Genomic DNA, 20044 nt, shown 5'->3' on the forward strand with positions numbered 1-20044 from the left:
CGTGAATTGACATGAAGTGGACTTGATGAAGTCCACTTTACATTCAGTCAATGGGACGAAGGTCAGGAGCGGAATGTGATCGAAGTTGATGTGTGGGCAGACGTACGCTGCCCGTGGTGCTGGATCGGACTGCGTCGTCTCCAGCGGGCGAGAGCCGCCACCGGCGAACCTGTACGCGTTCGCCGGCGCAGCTTCCTCCTGGAACCGCACGGCCCCGCTGGTCCGGGGCGGAGGACGTCGCAGGTCGCGACGAGCGAGTGGGGGATGTCCGCGCAACAGTGGAGAGCCACGAGTCGGTTGATCCGTTCCGAGGCCCGCAATGAGGGTCTGCGAATCGATATCGACGGCGCCCCGATGTTCGACTCAAACCCGCTGCATCGGCTGCTCAAGCTCGCAGACGAGGCCGAAGGCGTCGATGTGGACGCGGCGTGGGAGGACGCATTCTCGACACACTTCGCGCGCAACGAGAACCTTGGTGACCCCGAGGTCCTCCGTGCGCTGGCGTCCAGGTGGGCGATTGATGAATCTGAGGTGCAGAGCACGCTGACCGGCGAGAGATTCGCTGCCGAGGTGTCCTGCGATGTGGAGCGAGCCCGTCAGGTCTCGATCACCTCCATACCGACGGTGGTCGCGGCGGACGGGCGGCGGGTGTCCGGGAGTGCGTCTGTCGATGAGCTTGTCCAGTTGCTCAACGCGGCCAGGTCGCTCCGGTGAGCGCGACCATGCGGGCAGCGTCGATCGACGCTTTTGGCCCGCCTGACGTTCTTCGTGTGCGAGACCTCGCGCGCCCGGACGTGCTGGATGACGGCGTCCTCGTCCGCGTGATCGCCGCGGGAGTTCAGGTGACCGACGCAGCCATCCGCGCGGGCTGGACACCGCCGGGGGCGGTGATTCGGTTCCCACAGGTTCTCGGCAACGAATTCTCCGGCGTCGTCGAAAAGGTCGGGGTTGACGTACGAGGGTTCGAGCCCGGTGATCAGGTGGCGGGCTTCAACGTCCTCGGTTGCTATGCGGAGTACGTCGCTGTGCCGCAGTCGCAGGTGGTCGCCAAACCGCAGTCGGTGGCATGGCAGGCCGCAGGCGCTCTCTCGGCCTCGGGACAGACCGCCCACACTGCGTTGGAGGACCTTGCTGTGCAGGGTGGCGACGTCGTCCTGGTGCATGGCGCCGCAGGTGGGGTCGGTACCGTCTTCACTCAACTTGCCGTGCGCGCGGGGGCGACCGTGATTGGAACCGCCAGCGCGTCCAACCATGACCATCTCCGAGCCTTGGGCGCTATTCCCGTCCGCTACGGGGACGGGCAGGTGGACAGGATTCGTGCCGTCAGCTCGCGCGTGGACGTCGCATTCGATGCGGCCGGGCACGAGAACCTGCGTACCGCCATTGAGCTCGTCGCAGATCGCGACCGGATCGCCACGATCGTCGACATGGCTCTCGCACACGAGCTGGGCTGCCGCATCGTCCGGAGTCGTCGTTCCGCGAACCGGTTGGCGGACCTCATGGACCGACTGGCCGACGGCGACCTGGGCATTCACATTCGGCGCACCTATCGGCTCGACGAGGTCGGGGATGCCCACCGGGACGTCGAGACGGGGCACGGGCGAGGCAAGATCGTGCTCGAGATCGGCGACGCACCATGACCGCAGGTGCGACCTCCGTACGAGAACGACTCTGGACACGGCGGACCGGGCCGTTCATAGCCAGTGTGCTGGCGTTGATGACGTTCATCGCCTTTGAGTCCTTCGCCGTGACCACCGTCCTCCCGGTCGCCATGGCCGAACTTGGGGGAACGCAGTGGTACTCCTTCGCGTACGCCGCCACCATCACTGCCGCGCTGGTCGGCATGGTGACCGGTGGGAACTGGTCCGACCATGCCGGCCCGCACAGGCCGCTGATGGTCGGAGGGGCCCTGTTCCTGGCGGGTCTCGCGCTATGCGTGGTGGCAGCTGACCCGACGGCGTTCATCCTTGGACGACTCCTGCAGGGCGTGGGCGGCGGGATCGACTCCGTCATCCTCTACGTCCTGATCGCACGCCACATTCCTGAGGGCCCACGCCCGCGCATGTTCGGTCTACTCACCGCTGCCTGGCTCGTTCCCTCGATGGCGGGCCCGGTGACCGCGGGCGCGCTCACGGAACTGATGGGCTGGCGCACGGTATTCGGACTCATCCTCACCGGTGCCGCGATGTCGCTGTCCCTGTTGCTGTTCGTCACGCGGGGTCCTGCGCCCCAGGCCAAGGTCTCGGCGCGGACAGTCTTCGGTCGCAAGGGTGCGTTGTCACTCGTGGCGGCGCTGTTGCTCGTTCTTCTCCATGTGGGCGGGCACCTCGTCCCCTCGCTCTCGGCCCTGGTGACGGTCGCCACGTTGATCGCGTTGGTGGCCACTGCGCGCGGCATCCTGCCGCCGGGCACGTTGCTGCTTCGCGGTGCGCCGCAGCGCCTCGTCGCACTGAGGGCGATCCTCGGTGCGACGGTCACCTCCACCGATCTCTACCTCACCCTGTACCTCCAGACTGAACGCGGGTACCCACCCACCACAGCAGGGCTCGTGATCGCGGTAGGGGCGCTGGGGTGGGCGCTGGGAGCGGTGCTGCAAGGACGATTCTCCAGTGAGCACGCGACGCACCGACGATTGATCCTCGTCGCCACACCGCTCATTACCGCCGGACCCGTCAGTGTGCTGTGTTACGTGGCGGCTGAGTTCCCCCTCTTGGCAGTGGTCGCTGGGTGTATCGCGATGGGTACCGGGATGGGCGTCGCCTACCCACGCCTATCCAGCGCCACCCTCGCGCTGGTGGACACCCATCAGCATGGCGCCTACAGTGCGGCGTTACAGGCGGGCGAGAGTATGAGTGTGGGTGCGACCACCGCGCTGACAGGCGTTGTGCTCGCAGCGACCCTCTCCTCCCATGTCTCGTTCAGCCTCCTCTACGCCACCTTGGCCGGATTCGCGTGCGTTGCCATCGTCATCGCGGCGAGGAGCGTGTCGGAACGTTCACGCACGCGGCGTCCGTGGCCAGCTTCGACGTGAATGTGTGGTGTCGGCACCCGATCCCGACCGGGCTCAGGCCGGTGGTGTCCGGGCGGGCTCTGGGGAGCGGGCCTCTCGTGTGCGCTGGTAGTGCCGGCGCGCCTTCATGCGGTTCCCGCACACGGCCATCGAACACCACTGCGCGCGGTTCCCTCGGCTGTGGTCGATCAGGTAGCGGCGGCATTCGTCGTTTCCGCACGGGCGCAGGCGACCGGGCAGCGACTCTTCGATGTCGTACCAGGTGATGACGGCCCGTGCGGCGAGTTCCATGTCCACAGGCGCCTGGAATTGCCAGGCGAGGCGCCCGGAGCGTATCGACGGGGCCAGGCTCACGCCGTCGAGGAACTGGGAGAGTGTGGCCGGGGCGTGGTTGTCACGGACGACGTGCTGCAGCGCGTCCCGTGCGCGTCGCGTGTGCTCGAGCTCGGCCGGGGAACCGGTGCCACCGTGGCTCCTCAGCCAGGCTATCGCTGCCTGTTCCTCGCCAAGCTCGTCCACCTGCGTGCCGCCGTCGACGGGGGTGGTGTTCAGCAAAGCCAGCAGCAGGGCTTCGTCCCGGAGGAGCTCGTTCATCACATCATTCTAACCCGAATAGCCGACTTGTACAGGTTAGGTTCTGCGAGTAGCGTGCACCTAACCTCAATACGCCTAGTGAAAAGGTTAGAACCATGGCGACCGTGCACCACCGTCAGCGCGTCATCGATGGCCACACGCTCTTCTACCGGGAGGCGGGCGATCCGGACGCACCCACGCTCGTGCTCCTGCACGGGTATCCGACGAGCTCGTTCATGTTCCGTCATCTCATCCCGCTGCTCGCGGACGACTTCCACCTCATCGCTCCGGACCACCTGGGGTTCGGTCTCTCCGACGCGCCGGACGTCAGCGAGTTCGACTACACCTTTGACGCTCTGGCCGATCTCACGCAGTCCCTGTTGTCCGAGCTCGGCGTGCAGCGCTACGCGATCTACGTCCAGGACTATGGCGCCCCGATCGGTTGGCGACTCGCGATTCGTGAACCTGAAGCAGTGACGGCGATCATCAGCCAGAGCGGCAACGCCTATGAAGCCGGGTTCGTCGACGGTTTCTGGGTGCCCGTCCGGGCCTACTGGCAGGAGCAGAGCGAGACCACGGAGGCCGCCATGCGGGTGGCGCTGGGGATCGATGCCATCCGATGGCAGTACCTCACCGGTGTCGAGGACCCCACCGTCGTCGACCCTCAGACATGGATCCACGACCATGCCCTTGTCAGCCGGCCCGGCAACGACAGGATCCAGCTTGCGCTGTTCCGCGACTATGCCAGCAACGTGGCCTTCTACCCGAAGCTGCACGAGTACTTCCGCGCCAGCCAGGTGCCGCTCCTGGCGGTCTGGGGCGACGGGGATGAGATCTTCGGACCCGACGGCGCGCACGCGTTCCGTACCGACCTGCCGCACGCAGAAATCCACCTCGTCCCCGGCGGCCACTTCCTCCTGGAGAGCGACGTCGACGGGGTGGCCGAGCTCATTCGCTCGTTCCTCCACTCACATCTCGAAGGGCACGCGAGGATGTGATGAGTCCCTGTCAGTCTGCTCCTCGGGCGAGCACGCCGGAGATGAGTAGTTGGACGAGCTCGGCGGCCTCGTAGTGGGTGTCGCTTTCGGCGCTGATGCAGAGGTTTCCGATGCCCTTGAGCACGTTGTACGCATCGACCGGCGGGTCTGCGTCAATCGACGTGAGCGCTGCCTCAAGGAGTGAATCGCAGACCGGCACGAGGCGCTCAACGAAGTAGGTGTGCAGAGCGTCGGCCCCGGCGTTGTCTCCTCGTAGTGCGCCAGCGAGCCCGTGTTTGGTCACCAAGAACTCCGCGAAGAGGGCCACCCATTCCCGCAGCGCCGCCTCGGGCGTCGCGCTCTCCGCGAGTAGCCGCGGGCCAGCGTCTGCGCAGGCTTCGACTTGGTGCCGGTACACCGCGACTACGAGCTCGGGACGCGTCGGGAAGTGACGATAGATCGTCCCCACGCCGACGCCTGCCTTCGCGGCGATCTTCCGCACCGGGGCGTCGACCCCGGACGTCACGAACACCGCTGCCGCCGCGTCGAGCAGCGCCTTCTCGCTTCGACGCGGCCGACCCACTGACCTGGCATGCGCGACGGGCGACTGTCCGCTCTCGGCATCAGCCACGAGTTCTCCCTGCTCTTCGCATGCTCGATGGGCACATGGTTGCATTACGGAGCGATGTTCCGTAATGTTCTGGAGCAACGCTCCGAAACAGTATTGCAGAGCCCACCGCCTGTGAAAGGAACTCGTATGACCTCATCAATCGTGGACGCACTCGACGGCATCGTTGGCACCGGTACTCCCGTCATCTCCGTCGCTCCCGTCGAATTGTCCGCCCCGGGCCGTCCGGTCCCACTCAAGGTGCGGGTGTCTGCCCCGGCAACCGGCACCAATCTCCCCGTCGTGCTGTTCTCTCACGGCAACGGGTGGAACCTCGACGGGTACGCGCCGCTCACGGCGTTCTGGGCCTCCCGCGGGTTCGTCGTGATCCAGCCCACGCACCTGGACTCGCGCCGGAACGGGTTCGGGTTCGATCACCCCGTGTTTCCGACTATCTGGACCGAGCGGATCGCGGATCTCAGGCGCGTGCTCGACCAGCTCGGCACCATCGAAGCCGCCGTACCCGGACTTGCGGGGCGCGTCGACCGCAGTCGCGTTGCTGCCACCGGTCATTCCTGGGGCGGGCACACTGCTCAGTCGCTGCTTGGCGCACGGATCTTCGATGAAGCCGGCCAGGTGGGCGAGGACATGTCCGACAGCCGCATCACCGCCGGCATTCTGTTCGCTGCGACCGGGCTCGGTGGTGACCACCTGCACCCGTTTGCCCAGGCGAACTTCCCCTTCATGCGCCCCTCGTTCCAGGAACTGACCACGCCGACCCTCGTGGTCGCGGGCGATCGCGACCAGTCGAAGATGTCCAGCCGCGGACCTGACTGGTTCACCGACGCCTACACCTACAGCCCTGGCGCCACCGACCTCCTCTCGTTCTATGGCGCCGAGCACGCGCTGGGCGGGATCGTCGGATACGAGGTCGCCGAAACCACCGACGAGAACCCGGAGCGGGTTGCCGTCATCCAGCGAATGAGCACGGCCTACCTCCGCACCGCTCTCCACATCGATGAGACCAGCTGGCCCGTTGCCCGCGCCGCGTTCCGTGACAGCATCGATCCGATCGGGCGTGCCGACAGCAAATGAGAGACGCAGCAGGTCGCCCCTTCCACCGTGCCGTGTCCGTGAACGCATGTGGACTCCACCGACCTCCGATACCGGTCGAGGGTGCTCACGTCGCTCTCAGCACGGTGGAGGAGCCCGATCGACCTGCTCAGCTCGTGCCCAGCAACTCCGTCATCTCGGCATAGAACGGTGCGGGATCGCCGGCGAGTGAGGCTTTCACCATCGCGGTCCACTCGTCCACGATCACCTCGATCGAATCGACCGCCAGGCCGTCGAGCGACCGACGGGGCACGTCGCGCGGATCGATCTTGGGCCCGTCGTACCCGGCCGTGATGTCCGTGTCGGCAGCGCCGAGCAGCACGCCCTGAACGAGCGTGCCCTGCGCGGCGAGTTCTAGGCGCACGCCATTGGTCATGTTCCACTCCGCGGCCTTGGCGGCGGAGTATGAGCCGGTGCCCGGTGCAGCGAACCACGACAACGCCGAGAGCACGTTCACGATGGCGCCGCCGCCGTTGGTGGCGAGGACCGGGCTGAACTCTCGGATCACGTCGAGTGTGCCCCACAAGTGTGTGTCCATCTCACGGTGCAACTCCTCGAGCTCGCCGGTGATGAGGGTGGCACCGGTCGCGATGCCGGCGTTGTTCACCAGGAGGGTGACGTCGTGCGCCGTCGCCGCTGCCGTCACGACGGAACCGTGGTCGAGCAGGTCGAGTCGCAGCGGCACCACCCGGCTGTCGCTGATGTCGAGGCTTTCGACGCGGCGCGCGCTCGCGTAGACCTTGCTCGCTCCGCGGTCGAGTAGTTCACGAACGAACTCTCGGCCGATACCACGGTTGGCTCCGGTGACGAGGGCGATCTGGCCGCTGATATCCATGGATTCCTTGCTTCCTACGAGTCGTTCTCGGGGTTCTGTAGGGCCGATATCGGCCGGTCTCGGTTACTCTAAAAGTTCACGTTGACGTCAAGGTCAAGTCGATGGGACGAGACGACGATCACAGGGAGAGACGCAGATGCGAATTGGCGACGTCGCACGCCGGGCCGGGGTCAGCACCAGAGCTCTGCGCTACTACGAGGAGCAAGGGCTGCTGACCTCGGAACGCTCCCACGGTGGTCAGCGCACGTACCCCGAGTCCGCGGTAGAGCGCGTTCGGCTGATCCAGCAGTTCTTTGCCGCCGGGCTGCCCAGCCGCACGATCGCGCAGTTGCTGCCCTGCGTCGATGCCGGGCACGGCTCTGCTGAGGCCCTCGAACTCCTTGCGACCGAGCGCGATCGCATCACTGCCGCCATGGCCGGGCTGGCGGCAGCTCGCGACGCTCTCGATCGCATCATCGACATTGCCGGCCATCCCACCCCCGAGCACTGCCCGGCCCTGCGCGAGCCCGCGTGGGCGCCGGATGCGGCGTCCGCACCTGTATCGGCGTAGTTCGTGGCGGCCGCGGCAGCGCTCCGTTGGCGAGCGTGCGCGCGTCGCCGTGACCGGGCGAGCCCGTCGACCGCCGATGCGGTGGGGCCACGGCGCTTCAGTCTTCGGTGAGCCGCCCGTCGTCCAGGTGCCAGCGCCGCGTCGAGCGCACGGAAGCGAGCATCCGGCGGTCGTGTGTGACCAGCAGCACCGTACCCCCGAACGACTCCAGTGCCTGCTCCACCTGTTCGATCGCCGGCAGATCGAGGTGATTCGTCGGCTCGTCCAGCACCAGCAGGTTCACCCCGCGTGCCTGCAACAGCGCCAGCCCGGCGCGGGTGCGTTCACCGGGGGAGAGCGCGCTCGCAGGCCGCGACGCCGCCGCACCACCGAGGGCGAACTTCGCCAGCAGCGTGCGCACCTCGGCCTCGGGCCAGTCCGGAACTTCGGCTCCGAACGCCGCGCCCAGGGCGGTCTCGCCCTCGAACAGGGCGCGAGCCTGATCCACCTCGCCGAGCGCCACTGAGGCCCCCAGTGCGGCCCGGCCCTCCTCCGGAGCGATCCGGCCGAGCAGCAGACCCAGCAGGGTGGATTTGCCGGACCCGTTCGCCCCGGTGATCACGATCCGGTCCCCGGCGCTCACCTGCGCGCTGATGGGCCCGAGGGTGAACTCACCGCGACGCACCACCGCCCGGTCCAGCGTGGCCACGACGGAACCGGACCGCGGCGCCGCGGCAATCGTCATCTGCAGCACCCACTCCTTACGCGGCTCCGGCACCTCCTCCAGTCGTTCCAGCGCCCGCTCGGACTGGCTCACCTTCGACGCCTGCTTCTCGGTCCGGGCGACGGCGCGGGTCACGATGTGCTTGTCACCGTCCCGGGCCTTCTTCCGCGCGTTCCGTACCCCCTTATCGGTCCAGAGTTTCTGCGTCTGGATGCGAGAGTGCAGGCCGGCGGCAGCATCGGCGTAGTCCTCATACGCCTCCCGGGCTCGCTGCCTGGCCAGCTCGCGCTCGGCCAGGTAAGCCTCATAGCCACCGCGATAGACGGTGACCTGTTGCTGGGCACGGTCCAGTTCGACGATGTCGGTGACCGTGCGGGCGAGAAACTCCCGGTCGTGGCTGACCACCACCAGTGCCGATCGGGAGTCCATGACGAACCGCTCGAGGCGGGCCAGACCGTCCAGATCCAGGTCGTTGGTGGGTTCGTCCAGGAGCAGCACGTCGTACCGCTGGAGCAGCAACACGGCCAGCCCTGCCCGTGCTGCCTCGCCCCCCGAGAGGGTGGTCATATCGGCGTCCAGACTTGCCGTCAGGCCCAGGTCCGCGACGACGGCGGGAGTTCGGTCGGCCAAGTCCGCGCCACCGAGCGCCAGCCACCTCTCCAGCGCGACAGCGTAGGCGTCTGCTGCCGCGCCGTCCTCGGGTTGAGCAGCCATCGCCTCGGCAGCGGCGTCCATGGCCGTCGTGGCCTCCGCCACCCCAGTGCGCCGATCCAGGAACTCGGCGACGCTCTCACCCGGCACCCGCTCGGTCTCCTGCGCCAGCAGGCCTACGCTCGCATGCGCTGGGGCGAGCCGCACCTCGCCGGTGACCTCCGCCGTCGTGGGTGTTGCGGACAGTATGGAAAGCAATGTGGACTTTCCGGAGCCGTTGGCACCGACCAGGCCCCAGACATCGCCGGGCGCGACGGTGACGGTGAGGTCGTCGAAGAGCTGGCGGGCGCCGAATGCCGCCCCCAGCGTCGAGAGGTGCAGGGTGGCAGGCATGGGTGTCAGCGTACGGCGAGGAGGACGGCTTGCATCAAGCCTTTTCCCTCTGGTTGGGGAGAGCGGGCATCCTCGTCCGCTCAGACGGTGAACGACGGCGTGGCGCAGTGGGCCCGAATGGTTGCGGTCGCGACACAGGATGTCCGCAGGAGGGGTGAGAGCCTCGATGGCACGTTCGCGGTGCGCGTGCTGATCGGCCTCCCTTTATGACGATGTCGCGCGGCTGCGACGGATCAGTGCTCGTACCGCGAGTACGAGCAACACGAGCACGATGGCGACTCCGGCGATGAACGCAACTCCGAGCCAGGTTGCCCAGGCGGCCTGCGCCGCGGCGGATTCGGCCAGCAACTGAGCTCGGTCGAGATCCCCGGCTGCGAGTGCCTCGTCCGCGGTTGCCACGGTGCGGTTCGCCTGCAGCAGCGCCTCGCCGAATTCAGTCACGGGGTCGTTCTCGGCTGCAATGGTGGTGGTGCTCGCGCTGACCTGCTCGATCACGGCTGCGGCCTGGGGGAGCAGGGTCTCGAGGGTGGCGTAGTCCTCCTCGGATTCGGCGTCTTCATAGGCGGCCCGGATGGGCTCAGGGACGGCGAGGCCAGTGCGCTCGGCTTCCTCGTGGACGCGGGCTGCACTTTCGGAGACTGGCGCGAGGCGGGTGATCGTATCCTCGCTGGCTGCGAAGTCCCACTCAGTCATCGCAGTGCGGAGCCCGAGCGGGGGCTGCCATGCCTGGTCGACCGCATCGAGGTCCGCGTAGTGTTCGCGCGCCGTCAGGCGGTCCTCGAGGATGTCGGCGTGCTGCTCCGGGAGGACCCACTCACGGTAGGCCTCGGTCCCGTCGACGCCGCCGCGCTCGGCAGCCAGATCGAGGAAACGCTGCCAGTCCACGGGCCCACCGTTGTGCGCAGTGCTCCCGGCGTGCTCGTAGGCCCCTTCTCCGGCGTAGGCGGCCGCGATCACAGCGCCGAAGGTCTCGTCGTCGAGATCGCCGAGTATGGCGTCGATGGCGGTGTAGGAGGCGGGGTACCCGTAGGTGTCGTGCTCAGTTCGCTGGTCGGTCTCACTCCACTCCGTCAGCGGCAATGCCCCCTCGCCCTCCGGATCGGGGGCGTGCCGTGCGGTGCTGCCGTCTCCTCCGATGATGGCAATAGCGCGCTGTGCGGTGACCTCGGTGAGGCCCTCGTACAGCCAGCGCCCAGAGAATGCCGGGGGAGCGAACCAGGCGTGCCCCAGCTCGTGGTAGAGCGTGCTCTCGTCCAGTTCCTCGCCCACGACGATCTCGTTGCCGATGTCGTCGAACCACGCGTACCCGAGGACATGCGGGGAGACGTCTTCGCGAACATGCCGGATCTCGGCCGGCCATGGTGCGCCGACGAGCTCTTCGAGAACTGGCAACCCGGTCTCGATGCGATCGACGGCGAACTCTCGCCAGGCGTCGTCCCCGGGCAGACTCTCCACCGACAATGTCACCACGCCGTCAACAGGGATCTCCACTGCTTCCGACTCATCGGGGTCACGAAGCGACACCGCCGACCAGACGCCCCACTCGTCGCTGTATTCCTCACTGCGGTACACCATCTGCTGGCCGTCGCGGTCGGACTCGAATTCCGACGACGCATGGAACTCCAGGTCGCGCGGTGCCACGACCTCCACGCTCACGGTGCCGTCGTCGCCTGTGGCCTGCGCGGCGAAGACGGCGTATCCCGGCCCCACTCGGGTCCACTCCTCGGAGCGCAGGGGCGCCCCCTCGATCTGATAGGTCCACTCGATGGTGCGGCTCTGTTGATAGCGCAATGGTGCGAATGACGCGAACGCCCAGTGTTGATCGGGCTCCTGCTCGTCCTCATCGATGGTGACCAGCAGTGAGGAGCCGCCGCTGGTGGCGTGGATGTTAGTGGCGCTGGCTGGAACACCGATCCGGTAATCGGTCCAGTAGAAGTACTGGGCGCCCTGATCCGGAGTGACGTTGGTGATGGTGGTCCTCACCTCGGCGGTGACGGTGCCATCTCCGCCGACGACGTACCGCGCATGAGTCTCTTCGGTGAGGCCCTCTGCCGCGGAGGCCGGGGGAAGTGCCGGGTCAAACGCAAATGCGGCGAACGCCAGTGCTGCGATGACCAGCGTGAGGAGTGCAGCGCGCCACCGGCGCGGGTGGTCTCCGGTGGTGAGCTGGGTGCCCGACACGTGTACTCCGTTGTCGTCGAACCGAGGGCCGGCCCGATGGCCCTGGAGGAATCGTAGCCCCAACCGCACCTCGGCTCCTGCCGATGAGTCAAAGTCCGCAGGGAGCGCGGCACACCGAGGGGGCGCGGTGGTCTCAGTGCAGCGGTGTGGCATGTGCGGGGACCTGCTCACCCTCGCGCACCGGGCCCGGGGCCGTGCCGTCCCCGAACGGCCGCCCGCCCAACTGCTCCCGGTGGTGCGGAGTGAGCCAGTTCGCCACTGCTGGGCCCTTGGGCACGATGCCGTTCGGGTTCACGTCCGTGTGCACCACGTAGTAGTGCTCCTTGATCTGGGCGAAGTCGATGGTGTCCCCGAAGCCGGGCGTGGTGAACAGGTCACGGGCGTAGGCCCACAGCACGGGCATCTCACTGAGCTTGGACCGGTTGCACTTGAAGTGCCCGTGGTAGACCGCATCGAACCGGGCGAGCGTGGTGAACAGGCGCACATCAGCTTCGGTGATGGTGTCACCGACGAGAAAGCGCTGGCTCTCCAGACGATCGGAGAGCCAGTCAAGCCGGGAGAACAACTGGTCGTACGCCTTCTCATACGCGTCCTGGGAGCCGGCGAACCCGCAGCGATACACCCCGTTGTTCACGTCCTGATAGACGAGTTCGGCGACTTCGTCGATCTCGTCTCGCAGGTGCTCCGGGTACAGGTCCGGGGCGCCGTCGCGGTGGTATGCAGTCCACTCAGTGCTCAGGTCCAACGTCATCTGCGGGTAATTGTTGGTGACCACTGCGCCGGTGGGCACGTCCACGATGGCGGGCACGGTAATCCCGCGCGGGTAGTCCGGGGTCCGGGCGAAGTAGGCCTGCTGCAGCCGCTCGATGCCGAGCACGGGGTCCACACCACCGGGGTCCAGATCGAAGGTCCAGGATCGGGCGTCATGAGTGGGGCCACACATACCCATCGAGATCGCGTCTTCGAGGCCGAGAAGTCGCCGCACGATGATCGCCCGATTCGCCCACGGGCAGGCGCGCGCCACCACGAGCCGATACCGGCCAGGCTCGACCGGGTAGCCGTCGCGACCATCGGCGGTGATCCGGGTCTCGATGTAGCGGGTGTCGCGGGTGTACTCGCGACCAGGTTCGACGTACGTGCCCTGCTCGTCTCCAGCCATGCGCCCAGCCTACGTCTGGCTGTAGGGGAGGTGCCTGCGGAAAGGCTCGCACACGCTCGCTCGCCTGAGATATGGTGAGGCTAACCTAATGTTCTGGTGACTGTCGTCGTCCGGAACTCCGACTCGTGAATGCGACTGCGATGAGCAATATCACCGTCACCCATGCCGATTCCGGCCTCGTGTCCGTCGAGGTCCTGCGCCGGGAACGGATCACCCCGCACATGACCAGGGTGACCTTCGGCGGGCCGGCGCTGGCGCAGTTCACCTACCGAGGTTTCGATCAGTGGTTCCGGCTCGCGATCGCGGTTCACGACGACGACCGCTTCGATAACCTCCCGCGTACGTTCGGAATCGGCGGCTATCTCAAGTACCTCACCCTCCCGAAAGGCACTCGCCCGGTGATCCGCAGCTACACCGTGCGTGAGTTCCGAGCCGAGACGCTCGAGATGGATGTCGACTTCCTGGTCCATGGTGACAACGGCATCGCCGGACCGTGGGCCGCGCAGGTGGAGCCCGGTACAACCGCCGCCTTCATCGATCAGGGTTGCGGATGGAAGCCCGTTCCCGCGGAGTGGACGCTCCTGGTGGCAGACGAGAGCGGGCTGCCCGCCATCGCCGCGATCCTGCGCGATATGCCCCGCGACGCCAGAGGGCACGCTCTGATCGAACTCTACGACTGCGCCGACCAGCAGGTGCTCGAGGCACCGGACGGCATGCAGGTGCACTGGCTCGAACGGGCCCCGGGGACCGACCCTGGCACGACCTTGCTTCCGGTGCTCGCCGGCCTCGACTTCCTGCCCGGCGACGTCTACGCATTCGCCGTCGGCGAGTCCGCCGTGGCCACTGGCGCGCGCCGGCATCTCGTCCGCGAGCGCGGGATCCCCAAGCAGAACGTCACCTTCGCCGGTTACTGGAAGGTCGGTCGCGCCGCGGGGTGAGGGGAGCATAGGCGGTGTGCGATCGATCTCACATGAGCCAGGTAGCGTATGCGGCGACCTCGTCGTTCAACGTGCATGGGAGCATCCGCGTGAGCCTTCCGCTCGTCCCCGTCCCCTCCGAAGCGATGCTGACCGGCGGTGCCCCCACCGTCCTGAGTAGCGCCACCACTCTGACGGCGCCCCTAGAACTGGGAGCACACGCCACCGCCGTGCTCGGAGTGAGAGCCCAGACAGGAAGGCCGCAGGCAGAGGCGAGCTCCGCCGTCGTGCTCATCGACGACGAACGCACCGGCGCGGGTTACGCCCTGGAGGCCTCGGACGGGCGCGTGCAGATCACCGGGGGACGGGACGGGCTGCATCGCGGGCTCGGCACGCTGGCACAACTGCGTGACCTGGAACTGCCTGGTGCGCCCGCCGGCACCGTGCCGGCCGTACGGATCGCCGACGAACCTCGATTCGCTCATCGCGGGCTCATGGTGGACATCGCCCGGCATTTCTTCGCCCCTCGCACGCTTGAGCGCGTGATCGACCTGATGGCGCTGTACGGGCTGAACGTGCTGCACCTGCACCTGACCGATGATCAGGGCTGGCGGATCGAGACTCCCAGCCGCCCCGAACTCACCGAGATCTCCGGCCACACCGAGGCGGGCGGCGGCCCTGGCGGCTTCCTCACCACTGCCGACTACACCCATCTCATCGACTACGCCGCCGACCGCGGCATCGACGTGGTGCCCGAGATCGACATGCCGGGGCATTCCAATGCCGCCATGCACGCAGTCGGAGCGCTCACCGAGACCGGGGAGCCCGCCGCGGTGGACACCGGGACCGACGTCGGGTTCTCCATGCTGCGCCTGGACAACCCGGCCACGGCGCCCTTCCTCGCCGATGTGTTCGCCGATCTGGCTGCGATCACGCCGGGCCAGTACCTGCACGTGGGCGGGGACGAGGTCTGGAAAATGGGCGATGAGGAGTACGCGGGCTTCATCGACCTGCTCACTCGCACGGTCGCCGGGACCGGAAAGTCGCCGATGCTGTGGGGTGAGGCTGCCGTGGCTGGGCTGCCCGGCGATGCGCTCATCCAGTTGTGGGACTCCACCAAGGACCCGGCGCCGATCGTGGCCGCCGCCGAACAGGGCGCGCGTGTGGTGCTCAGCCCGGGTAAGCGGGTCTATCTCGATATGCAATACCACGAGGGCTACCGGCTCGGGCAGCACTGGGCCGGATACGTCGAGACCCGCGACTCCTACGAATGGGATCCGCTGGAGTACGCGCCCGCATTGCCCGCGGAATCGGTGGTGGGCGTGGAAGCGGCGCTCTGGACCGAGACGATCGTGACCGAGGACGACCTGTTCACCATGCTGCTACCACGCCTGGCTGCTGTTGCCGAGGTGGCGTGGAGTGCGCAGCAGGATCGGGACTTCGACAACTTCGCGATCCGTCTGCGCGCACATGCACCACTGTGGGCTGCGCGCGGATACGCCTTCCACCCGAGTCCGCAGGTGTTCGGCGACTGAGGCCGGTTGGCGCCACGACCGGCCAGTAGACGAAGCGAGCAAAGCGCCTCTGCGGGTCGGGTTGTACGGTGGGCAAGTGACTCACACCAACACACCCACTCTTTCCCTCAACGATGGCACCACGATCCCGCAACTCGGTTTCGGCGTGTGGCAGATCCCGGACGACGAGGCACAGGCTGCCACTGAGGAGGCCATCCGCGTCGGCTACCGCCTCATCGACACTGCTGCCATCTACGGCAACGAGGCCGGTGTTGGCCGTGCCATCGCCGCGTCCGGTGTGAACCGTGACGACCTCTACATCACCACCAAGCTCTGGAACGGCAACCAGGGGTATGACTCCACGCTGCGTGCCTTCGATGAATCGATGGACAAGCTCGGCCTGGACGTGCTCGACCTGTACCTAATCCACTGGCCGTGCCCGAAGGCCGACAAGTTCACCGACACCTGGAAGGCGTTCGTCGAGCTGAAGAAGTCCGGCCGGGTGCGCTCGATCGGTGTCTCGAACTTCCACGCCCCGCACCTGGACAAGATCATCGACGCCACCGGCGAGGTGCCGGTGCTGAATCAGGTGGAGCTGCACCCCTATCTTCCACAGGGTGAGCTGCGATCAGTGAACTCCTCCCACCAGATCGCCACCGAAGCATGGTCGCCGCTGGGCTCTGGCCACGGCCTGCTCGAGAACGAGACCCTCACCTCGATTGCGAGTGCGCACGGGGTGACCCCGGCGCAGGTGGTGCTCGCCTGGCACCTGCAGCTCGGCAACGTGGTGATCCCCAAGTCCGTGACGCCGTCACGGATCGCGGAGAACTTCGCTGCCTCCACGGTTTCCCTCTCCGATGAGGACATGACCACGATCGCGACCCTCGACGCCGGCACTCGCTACGGTGGCGACCCGGACACCGCGAACTTCGGCCTGGAGTAAGAACCCTCGGCCCCGCCCACCACGTACCCGGCGCCGTCGCAGCACACGCTGCGGCGGCGCCGTCGTGTGTGGGCGTTGACCGAGTCGGCGCCTGCGCCTCGATGACCCGCGCGCTCTGCCGGCGACGAGTCCGCGGGCACCCGGTGTGAAGTGAGGGTGAAGTGGGGGTGAAGTTTGCTGAATCGATGGAATCAATGGTTGCGCTCTGTCAATGTTCCTGGTTGAGGCGTGCTTTGCGCTTTCCGAGAATCCCGGGGGAGTTCCCAATGAATACACCTGTTCCGCTGCGCCGAAATGCGTTCCGCACAGTGATGGCCTTTGTGACGGCGGCCCTTGTTGCAATGACCACTCTTGTTGTCGCGTCTCCTGCGATGGCGGCGCCGGTGTACGAGATCACCGCGCGCTGGGCGCAGGACACGCCGGACACTGTGGCCAGTGGGGACGTGGTCACGGCGGAGTGGCGGGTCAACGTCAACGATGACGCTGCAGCACCCTCGAATGAGCCCGTCGACAACGTGAACTTCACCCTCACTCTGGAGAACGGCACCTTCGCGTCTCTGCCGGACTCGTGCGTAATGGGCGGCACCCCCGAGTCCTCGATATCTGATGACGGACAGACGCTGGTCTGCAACATCGGCACTCAGGACCAAGGGTCCGCCCACGTGGTCCAGACCGCCGTTCTTGTGGACGGCGAGACGGGCTCACAGGTGAGCGCGTCGGGCACTATCGACGGGCTCACAGCGGATCTCGCGCCGATCGAGATCGAGAACACGTTCGGCCTGGACATGGACTGGGGCACGCCGACCGGCGACTTCGGGTTCGGTGACACCTACGTCGACGTCGACTACCAGTGGACTCTCTTCCTGGCCAAGGGTTCGGAAGCCGGACCCGACTCGGTCAGCTACACCGTGGACGTCACCGCTGACAACGGCTCCGCCGTGAGCCTCACTCCAGGCGCGGAGTGCACACCATTCACCGAGTACGCGGCGCCGGGCCACCCGTGGTCGGGCGGCGATCAGCCCGCGGAGAACACGGCACCGTTCGTGGGCAGCTGCACCCTCACCCCCACCGGCACCCCCGGACGCTTCACCCTGACCCTGACGGGCATCGACTACTCACTGACCGACGTCCCGACCCGGGACTCTGCGAATGCGCCGCTTCCCGTCGATCGCTCGGCGGTCGCCAGCGGGTCGGTGTCCTTCCGCTTCGACACCACCACGAACACCGGCACGAACCTGTCGACAAACGCTCCGACGTACACCGCTCCCGGAAGTGGCGCCACAGTCGTTGATGATGCCGCGAACAACACGGCGAACAAGGCCATCACGTTCCCCGGTGGGGTGAGCGCCTCCTGGAATCGCGACTACACCAACGCCGGTGGCGGCCCGTGGGACGACAGCTACCGGGTCTCGCGTGGCACCCAGGTCCAGCAGCATATGAGCCACGACACCCGGGGGTTCGCCGATAGCGACCCTGACTCGCTCTTCGGACTCTGCCAGGTCCTCGACACGCGCTACGTGGACTACGCGCAGGTGCAGGTCGGTGGAGGGATCGACCTTGGGACCTACCCGGTGCAGTACTACGTGGGCCCCAGCCCGCTGCTCGACCCCGACAGCGCCTCCTATGACCCGAACCAGTTCGGCTGTGACACGGGAGGCACCACGGTGGACGGCGGTGGCGGATGGGTGACCACGGCACCGGCAGACCTCAGCACAGTGGGTGCGGTGCGGATCGTCTATCCCCAGACCGTCACCCAGGAGCACCCGGCGCGTGAGGCGCTGAGGGTCATGAGCACCATTCAGGACGACGTGCCCGTCGGCCAGGACATCTGGATGTGGGGCCTCCAACTTCAGAATGACAATTGGCGCGTCCCAGGGGCTGGCTCCTCGGTGACGGCGACGCCGGACGCCCGTTACCCGGCAACGCATGTCACGCGAGACATCCTGCGCGTGGTTTCGGCGACGCCGGCGGTGGAGAAGTCCGTTGATCGTTCCGTGGTCACTCCCGGCGCCCCTGCCACATACACGCTGACGTACTCGGCGAACGGAGCCGGCGGCGTACCGCCGGCTATCGACGGTTACGAGTTGGTGGACACGCTGCCTGCGGGCATGACCTACGTGCCTGGTTCGGCCACTCCTGAGCCTACTCTCTCCACGGCAGGTGGTCGGCAGGTGCTGACGTGGGGCCTCGACGACGTCCCGACGAACACCGAGCAGGCGCTGACCTATCAGGCGGTAGCGGATGACTCGGTGGAACCGGGTGAGGTGCTGACCAACGAAGTGGAAGCCGCGTATGACGGTCACACCGCGAGCGATTCGGCTCAGGTGACGGTTTCGACGTCGGGTTTCACCACGATTGGTAAGAGTGCGGATGCGGCGTTCATTCCGAATCTTGATGGTGATGGTGTGGGTGAGGGTTCGTGGACGGTGACGTTGCGGTCGTTTGATCCGTTGCCGCAGGAGTACACGGACACGATCGACATCCTTCCCTTCAACGGTGATGAGCGGGGTACCGAGTTCTCGGGTTCGTATGGGTTGACGGGTGTGGATGCGGTCGCGGGTGCGACGGTGTATTACACGACGGCGGACCCGGACTCTCTTTCTGATGATCCGGCGGATGGGTCCAATGGTTCTGCGGGGTCGGTTGCGGGTAACACGGTGGGGTGGTCGACCACGTTCACCGCTGATGCGACTGCGGTGCGTGTGATTGGTCCGGAGTTGGTTCCGGGTGGGACGCAGCAGTTCACGGTGAATGTGGCCACTGATGGTGTGCTGGGTGGTGATGTGCTGGTCAACCGTGCGCAGGCCCGGGATGGGCACACGGAGTTGGTGATGCGGACGTCGGCGCCGATCACGATTGCGAATTACTACTCGGCATCGCTGAAGAAGTATGTGCAGGATGCTGAGGGTGAGTGGCGTGATGCGAACACGGTGGAGGACTATCCGAGTTTCTTCGTTGGTGACACGATCCGTTACCGGATCGTGGTGGAGAACACCGGTCAGGGCACGCTCACGGGCGTGACCGTGACCGATGATCAGCAGCCCGATCTGGGTGGGTTCGTCATCGACGAACTCGCGCCGGGGGATACGGAAACGCATGAGTTCGAGATCATCGCCGATGCCTCCACGGGTGATGGCGTGGTCAACACGGCCTGCGCGACTGCGGATATCCCTGCTGATTCTGAGGTTCCTCCGACGATCAATTGTGATCCGGCTGGTGTAGAGGTCGAGGGCGACCCGACGCATACGAAGTCCCTGGTGTCGGCTTCGCCGATTGGCGGCGGTCAGTGGGAGATCGTGTATGCGCTTGAGGTGTCGAATGCTTCGACGGCGTCGACGTCGTACTCGCTGGTGGATGAGTTGCACTTCACTGACCAGGTGAGCATTGCCTCGGCGGAGGTCACTGACGCACCTGAGGGTGTGACGTTGGCTGATCCGGCGTGGGATGGTCAGGGCAACCTGGCGGTGGCCACGGGTGTGCCGCTGCTGGGCAACGATGACGATGGTTACGCATCGCACATCTACGAGTTGACTGTGGTGGCGGATGTGCCGTTGCAGTTCGACCCGGTGGCGGATACCCAGTGCCTGGGTGGTGACACGGACTCGGGGTTCAACAACGTTTCCGAGTTGACCAAGTCCGATGGAGAGGTCGAGATCGACGAGGCCTGCGGCCCACCGCCGTCGGTGGATGTCTCCAAGTCGATCGCGGATGGTCCCACGCCGAACGGTGATGGCACCTGGACCGTGCTCTACGAGGTGGTCGCGACCAACGCTGGTGCAGGCGAGGGTGACTATGACATCTCTGATCAGATGAGCGCTTCGGGTGACCTGGAGGTCATCACCAGTTCGATCACCTCGGCTCCTGAGGGTGTGACCCCGTCTGACGCGTGGACGGGCCTCGGGCGATGACGGCGCAGCG

At 66.5% G+C, this 20044-nt stretch carries 16 protein-coding genes; 10 read left to right on the plus strand and 6 right to left on the minus strand.

Features of this window, described 5'->3' with window-relative positions:
• Nucleotides 1-90 precede the first annotated feature (90 nt).
• The 3 genes from LQF10_RS04325 (at nucleotide 91) to LQF10_RS04335 (ending at nucleotide 3031) form a co-directional block, all read left to right on the plus strand.
• Nucleotides 91-714 (plus strand): DsbA family oxidoreductase, encoded by a 624-nt coding sequence (locus LQF10_RS04325; protein ID WP_231067241.1) that lies wholly within the window; start codon nucleotides 91-93, stop codon nucleotides 712-714.
• Nucleotides 711-1640, plus strand: a complete 930-nt coding sequence (locus LQF10_RS04330) for an NADP-dependent oxidoreductase (RefSeq protein WP_231066270.1) — start codon at nucleotides 711-713, stop codon at nucleotides 1638-1640. The genes LQF10_RS04325 and LQF10_RS04330 overlap by 4 nt, the downstream gene beginning before the upstream one ends.
• A 77-nt stretch (nucleotides 1641-1717) precedes the next feature.
• Nucleotides 1718-3031 carry an MFS transporter gene (locus LQF10_RS04335; RefSeq protein ID WP_231066271.1) on the plus strand — a complete coding sequence of 438 codons (1314 nt, stop codon included), beginning with the start codon at nucleotides 1718-1720 and terminating at the stop codon, nucleotides 3029-3031.
• A gap of 33 nt (nucleotides 3032-3064) precedes the next feature.
• On the opposite strand, the gene LQF10_RS04340 is transcribed toward LQF10_RS04335, so the two are convergent.
• Complete coding sequence (locus LQF10_RS04340; protein WP_231066272.1) at nucleotides 3065-3604, minus strand: CGNR zinc finger domain-containing protein; 540 nt, start codon at nucleotides 3602-3604, stop codon at nucleotides 3065-3067.
• Between the two features lie 95 nt (nucleotides 3605-3699).
• Here LQF10_RS04340 and LQF10_RS04345 point away from each other — a divergent pair, with 95 nt between their 5' ends.
• Nucleotides 3700-4581 carry an alpha/beta fold hydrolase gene (locus tag LQF10_RS04345; RefSeq protein ID WP_231066273.1) on the plus strand — a complete coding sequence of 294 codons (882 nt, stop codon included), beginning with the start codon at nucleotides 3700-3702 and terminating at the stop codon, nucleotides 4579-4581.
• 10 nt (nucleotides 4582-4591) lie between these two features.
• Here LQF10_RS04345 and LQF10_RS04350 read toward each other — a convergent pair whose 3' ends face one another.
• Entirely contained in the window at nucleotides 4592-5191 is a 600-nt protein-coding gene (locus LQF10_RS04350) for a TetR/AcrR family transcriptional regulator (protein ID WP_231066274.1), read from the minus strand.
• 126 nt (nucleotides 5192-5317) lie between these two features.
• Here LQF10_RS04350 and LQF10_RS04355 point away from each other — a divergent pair, with 126 nt between their 5' ends.
• Complete coding sequence (locus LQF10_RS04355) at nucleotides 5318-6262, plus strand: alpha/beta hydrolase family protein (protein WP_231066275.1); 945 nt, start codon at nucleotides 5318-5320, stop codon at nucleotides 6260-6262.
• A gap of 127 nt (nucleotides 6263-6389) precedes the next feature.
• Here LQF10_RS04355 and LQF10_RS04360 read toward each other — a convergent pair whose 3' ends face one another.
• Nucleotides 6390-7115 carry an SDR family oxidoreductase gene (locus LQF10_RS04360; protein WP_231066276.1) on the minus strand — a complete coding sequence of 242 codons (726 nt, stop codon included), beginning with the start codon at nucleotides 7113-7115 and terminating at the stop codon, nucleotides 6390-6392.
• A gap of 136 nt (nucleotides 7116-7251) precedes the next feature.
• On the opposite strand from LQF10_RS04360, the gene LQF10_RS04365 reads away from it, so the two are divergent.
• Entirely contained in the window at nucleotides 7252-7665 is a 414-nt protein-coding gene (locus LQF10_RS04365; RefSeq protein ID WP_231066277.1) for a MerR family transcriptional regulator, read from the plus strand.
• Between the two features lie 97 nt (nucleotides 7666-7762).
• On the opposite strand, the gene LQF10_RS04370 is transcribed toward LQF10_RS04365, so the two are convergent.
• The 3 genes from LQF10_RS04370 to LQF10_RS04380 all read right to left on the minus strand — a co-directional run bounded on the left by LQF10_RS04370 (nucleotide 7763) and on the right by LQF10_RS04380 (nucleotide 12752).
• A complete protein-coding gene (locus LQF10_RS04370) occupies nucleotides 7763-9412 on the minus strand; it encodes an ABC-F family ATP-binding cassette domain-containing protein (RefSeq protein WP_231066278.1) in 1650 nt (549 codons plus the stop codon).
• Between the two features lie 204 nt (nucleotides 9413-9616).
• Nucleotides 9617-11593, minus strand: a complete 1977-nt coding sequence (locus tag LQF10_RS04375; protein ID WP_231066279.1) for a hypothetical protein — start codon at nucleotides 11591-11593, stop codon at nucleotides 9617-9619.
• Nucleotides 11594-11726: 133 nt separating this feature from the next.
• The gene (locus LQF10_RS04380) at nucleotides 11727-12752 is read right to left on the minus strand and encodes a glutathione S-transferase family protein (RefSeq protein WP_231066280.1); all 1026 of its coding nucleotides are present in this window, start codon (nucleotides 12750-12752) and stop codon (nucleotides 11727-11729) included.
• A 140-nt stretch (nucleotides 12753-12892) separates the two neighbouring features.
• Here LQF10_RS04380 and LQF10_RS04385 point away from each other — a divergent pair, with 140 nt between their 5' ends.
• From LQF10_RS04385 to LQF10_RS04400, 4 genes are all read left to right on the plus strand, one after another.
• Complete coding sequence (locus tag LQF10_RS04385) at nucleotides 12893-13690, plus strand: siderophore-interacting protein (RefSeq protein ID WP_231066281.1); 798 nt, start codon at nucleotides 12893-12895, stop codon at nucleotides 13688-13690.
• Nucleotides 13691-13722: 32 nt separating this feature from the next.
• The gene (locus LQF10_RS04390) at nucleotides 13723-15204 is read left to right on the plus strand and encodes a beta-N-acetylhexosaminidase (RefSeq protein WP_231066282.1); all 1482 of its coding nucleotides are present in this window, start codon (nucleotides 13723-13725) and stop codon (nucleotides 15202-15204) included.
• A gap of 76 nt (nucleotides 15205-15280) precedes the next feature.
• Nucleotides 15281-16126 carry an aldo/keto reductase gene (locus tag LQF10_RS04395; protein ID WP_231066283.1) on the plus strand — a complete coding sequence of 282 codons (846 nt, stop codon included), beginning with the start codon at nucleotides 15281-15283 and terminating at the stop codon, nucleotides 16124-16126.
• A gap of 266 nt (nucleotides 16127-16392) precedes the next feature.
• Nucleotides 16393-20034 carry a DUF11 domain-containing protein gene (locus tag LQF10_RS04400; RefSeq protein ID WP_231066284.1) on the plus strand — a complete coding sequence of 1214 codons (3642 nt, stop codon included), beginning with the start codon at nucleotides 16393-16395 and terminating at the stop codon, nucleotides 20032-20034.
• The last annotated feature ends 10 nt before the right edge of the window (nucleotides 20035-20044 follow it).

This window comes from Ruania halotolerans, from assembly GCF_021049285.1.
GTDB lineage: Bacteria > Actinomycetota > Actinomycetes > Actinomycetales > Beutenbergiaceae > Ruania > Ruania halotolerans.

What these genes read in the sequence shown, in the direction of transcription:
- LQF10_RS04335 (WP_231066271.1), top strand. Translation starts at nt 1,718, where the DNA reads ATGACGTTCATCGCCTTTGAGTCCTTCGCCGTGACCACCGTCCTCCCG.
- LQF10_RS04340 (WP_231066272.1), bottom strand. Translation starts at nt 3,604, where the DNA reads ATGAACGAGCTCCTCCGGGACGAAGCCCTGCTGCTGGCTTTGCTGAAC.
- LQF10_RS04345 (WP_231066273.1), top strand. Translation starts at nt 3,700, where the DNA reads ATGGCGACCGTGCACCACCGTCAGCGCGTCATCGATGGCCACACGCTC.
- LQF10_RS04355 (WP_231066275.1), top strand. Translation starts at nt 5,318, where the DNA reads ATGACCTCATCAATCGTGGACGCACTCGACGGCATCGTTGGCACCGGT.
- LQF10_RS04360 (WP_231066276.1), bottom strand. Translation starts at nt 7,115, where the DNA reads ATGGATATCAGCGGCCAGATCGCCCTCGTCACCGGAGCCAACCGTGGT.
- LQF10_RS04365 (WP_231066277.1), top strand. Translation starts at nt 7,252, where the DNA reads ATGCGAATTGGCGACGTCGCACGCCGGGCCGGGGTCAGCACCAGAGCT.
- LQF10_RS04370 (WP_231066278.1), bottom strand. Translation starts at nt 9,412, where the DNA reads ATGCCTGCCACCCTGCACCTCTCGACGCTGGGGGCGGCATTCGGCGCC.
- LQF10_RS04380 (WP_231066280.1), bottom strand. Translation starts at nt 12,752, where the DNA reads ATGGCTGGAGACGAGCAGGGCACGTACGTCGAACCTGGTCGCGAGTAC.
- LQF10_RS04385 (WP_231066281.1), top strand. Translation starts at nt 12,893, where the DNA reads ATGAGCAATATCACCGTCACCCATGCCGATTCCGGCCTCGTGTCCGTC.
- LQF10_RS04390 (WP_231066282.1), top strand. Translation starts at nt 13,723, where the DNA reads ATGAGCCAGGTAGCGTATGCGGCGACCTCGTCGTTCAACGTGCATGGG.
- LQF10_RS04400 (WP_231066284.1), top strand. Translation starts at nt 16,393, where the DNA reads ATGAATACACCTGTTCCGCTGCGCCGAAATGCGTTCCGCACAGTGATG.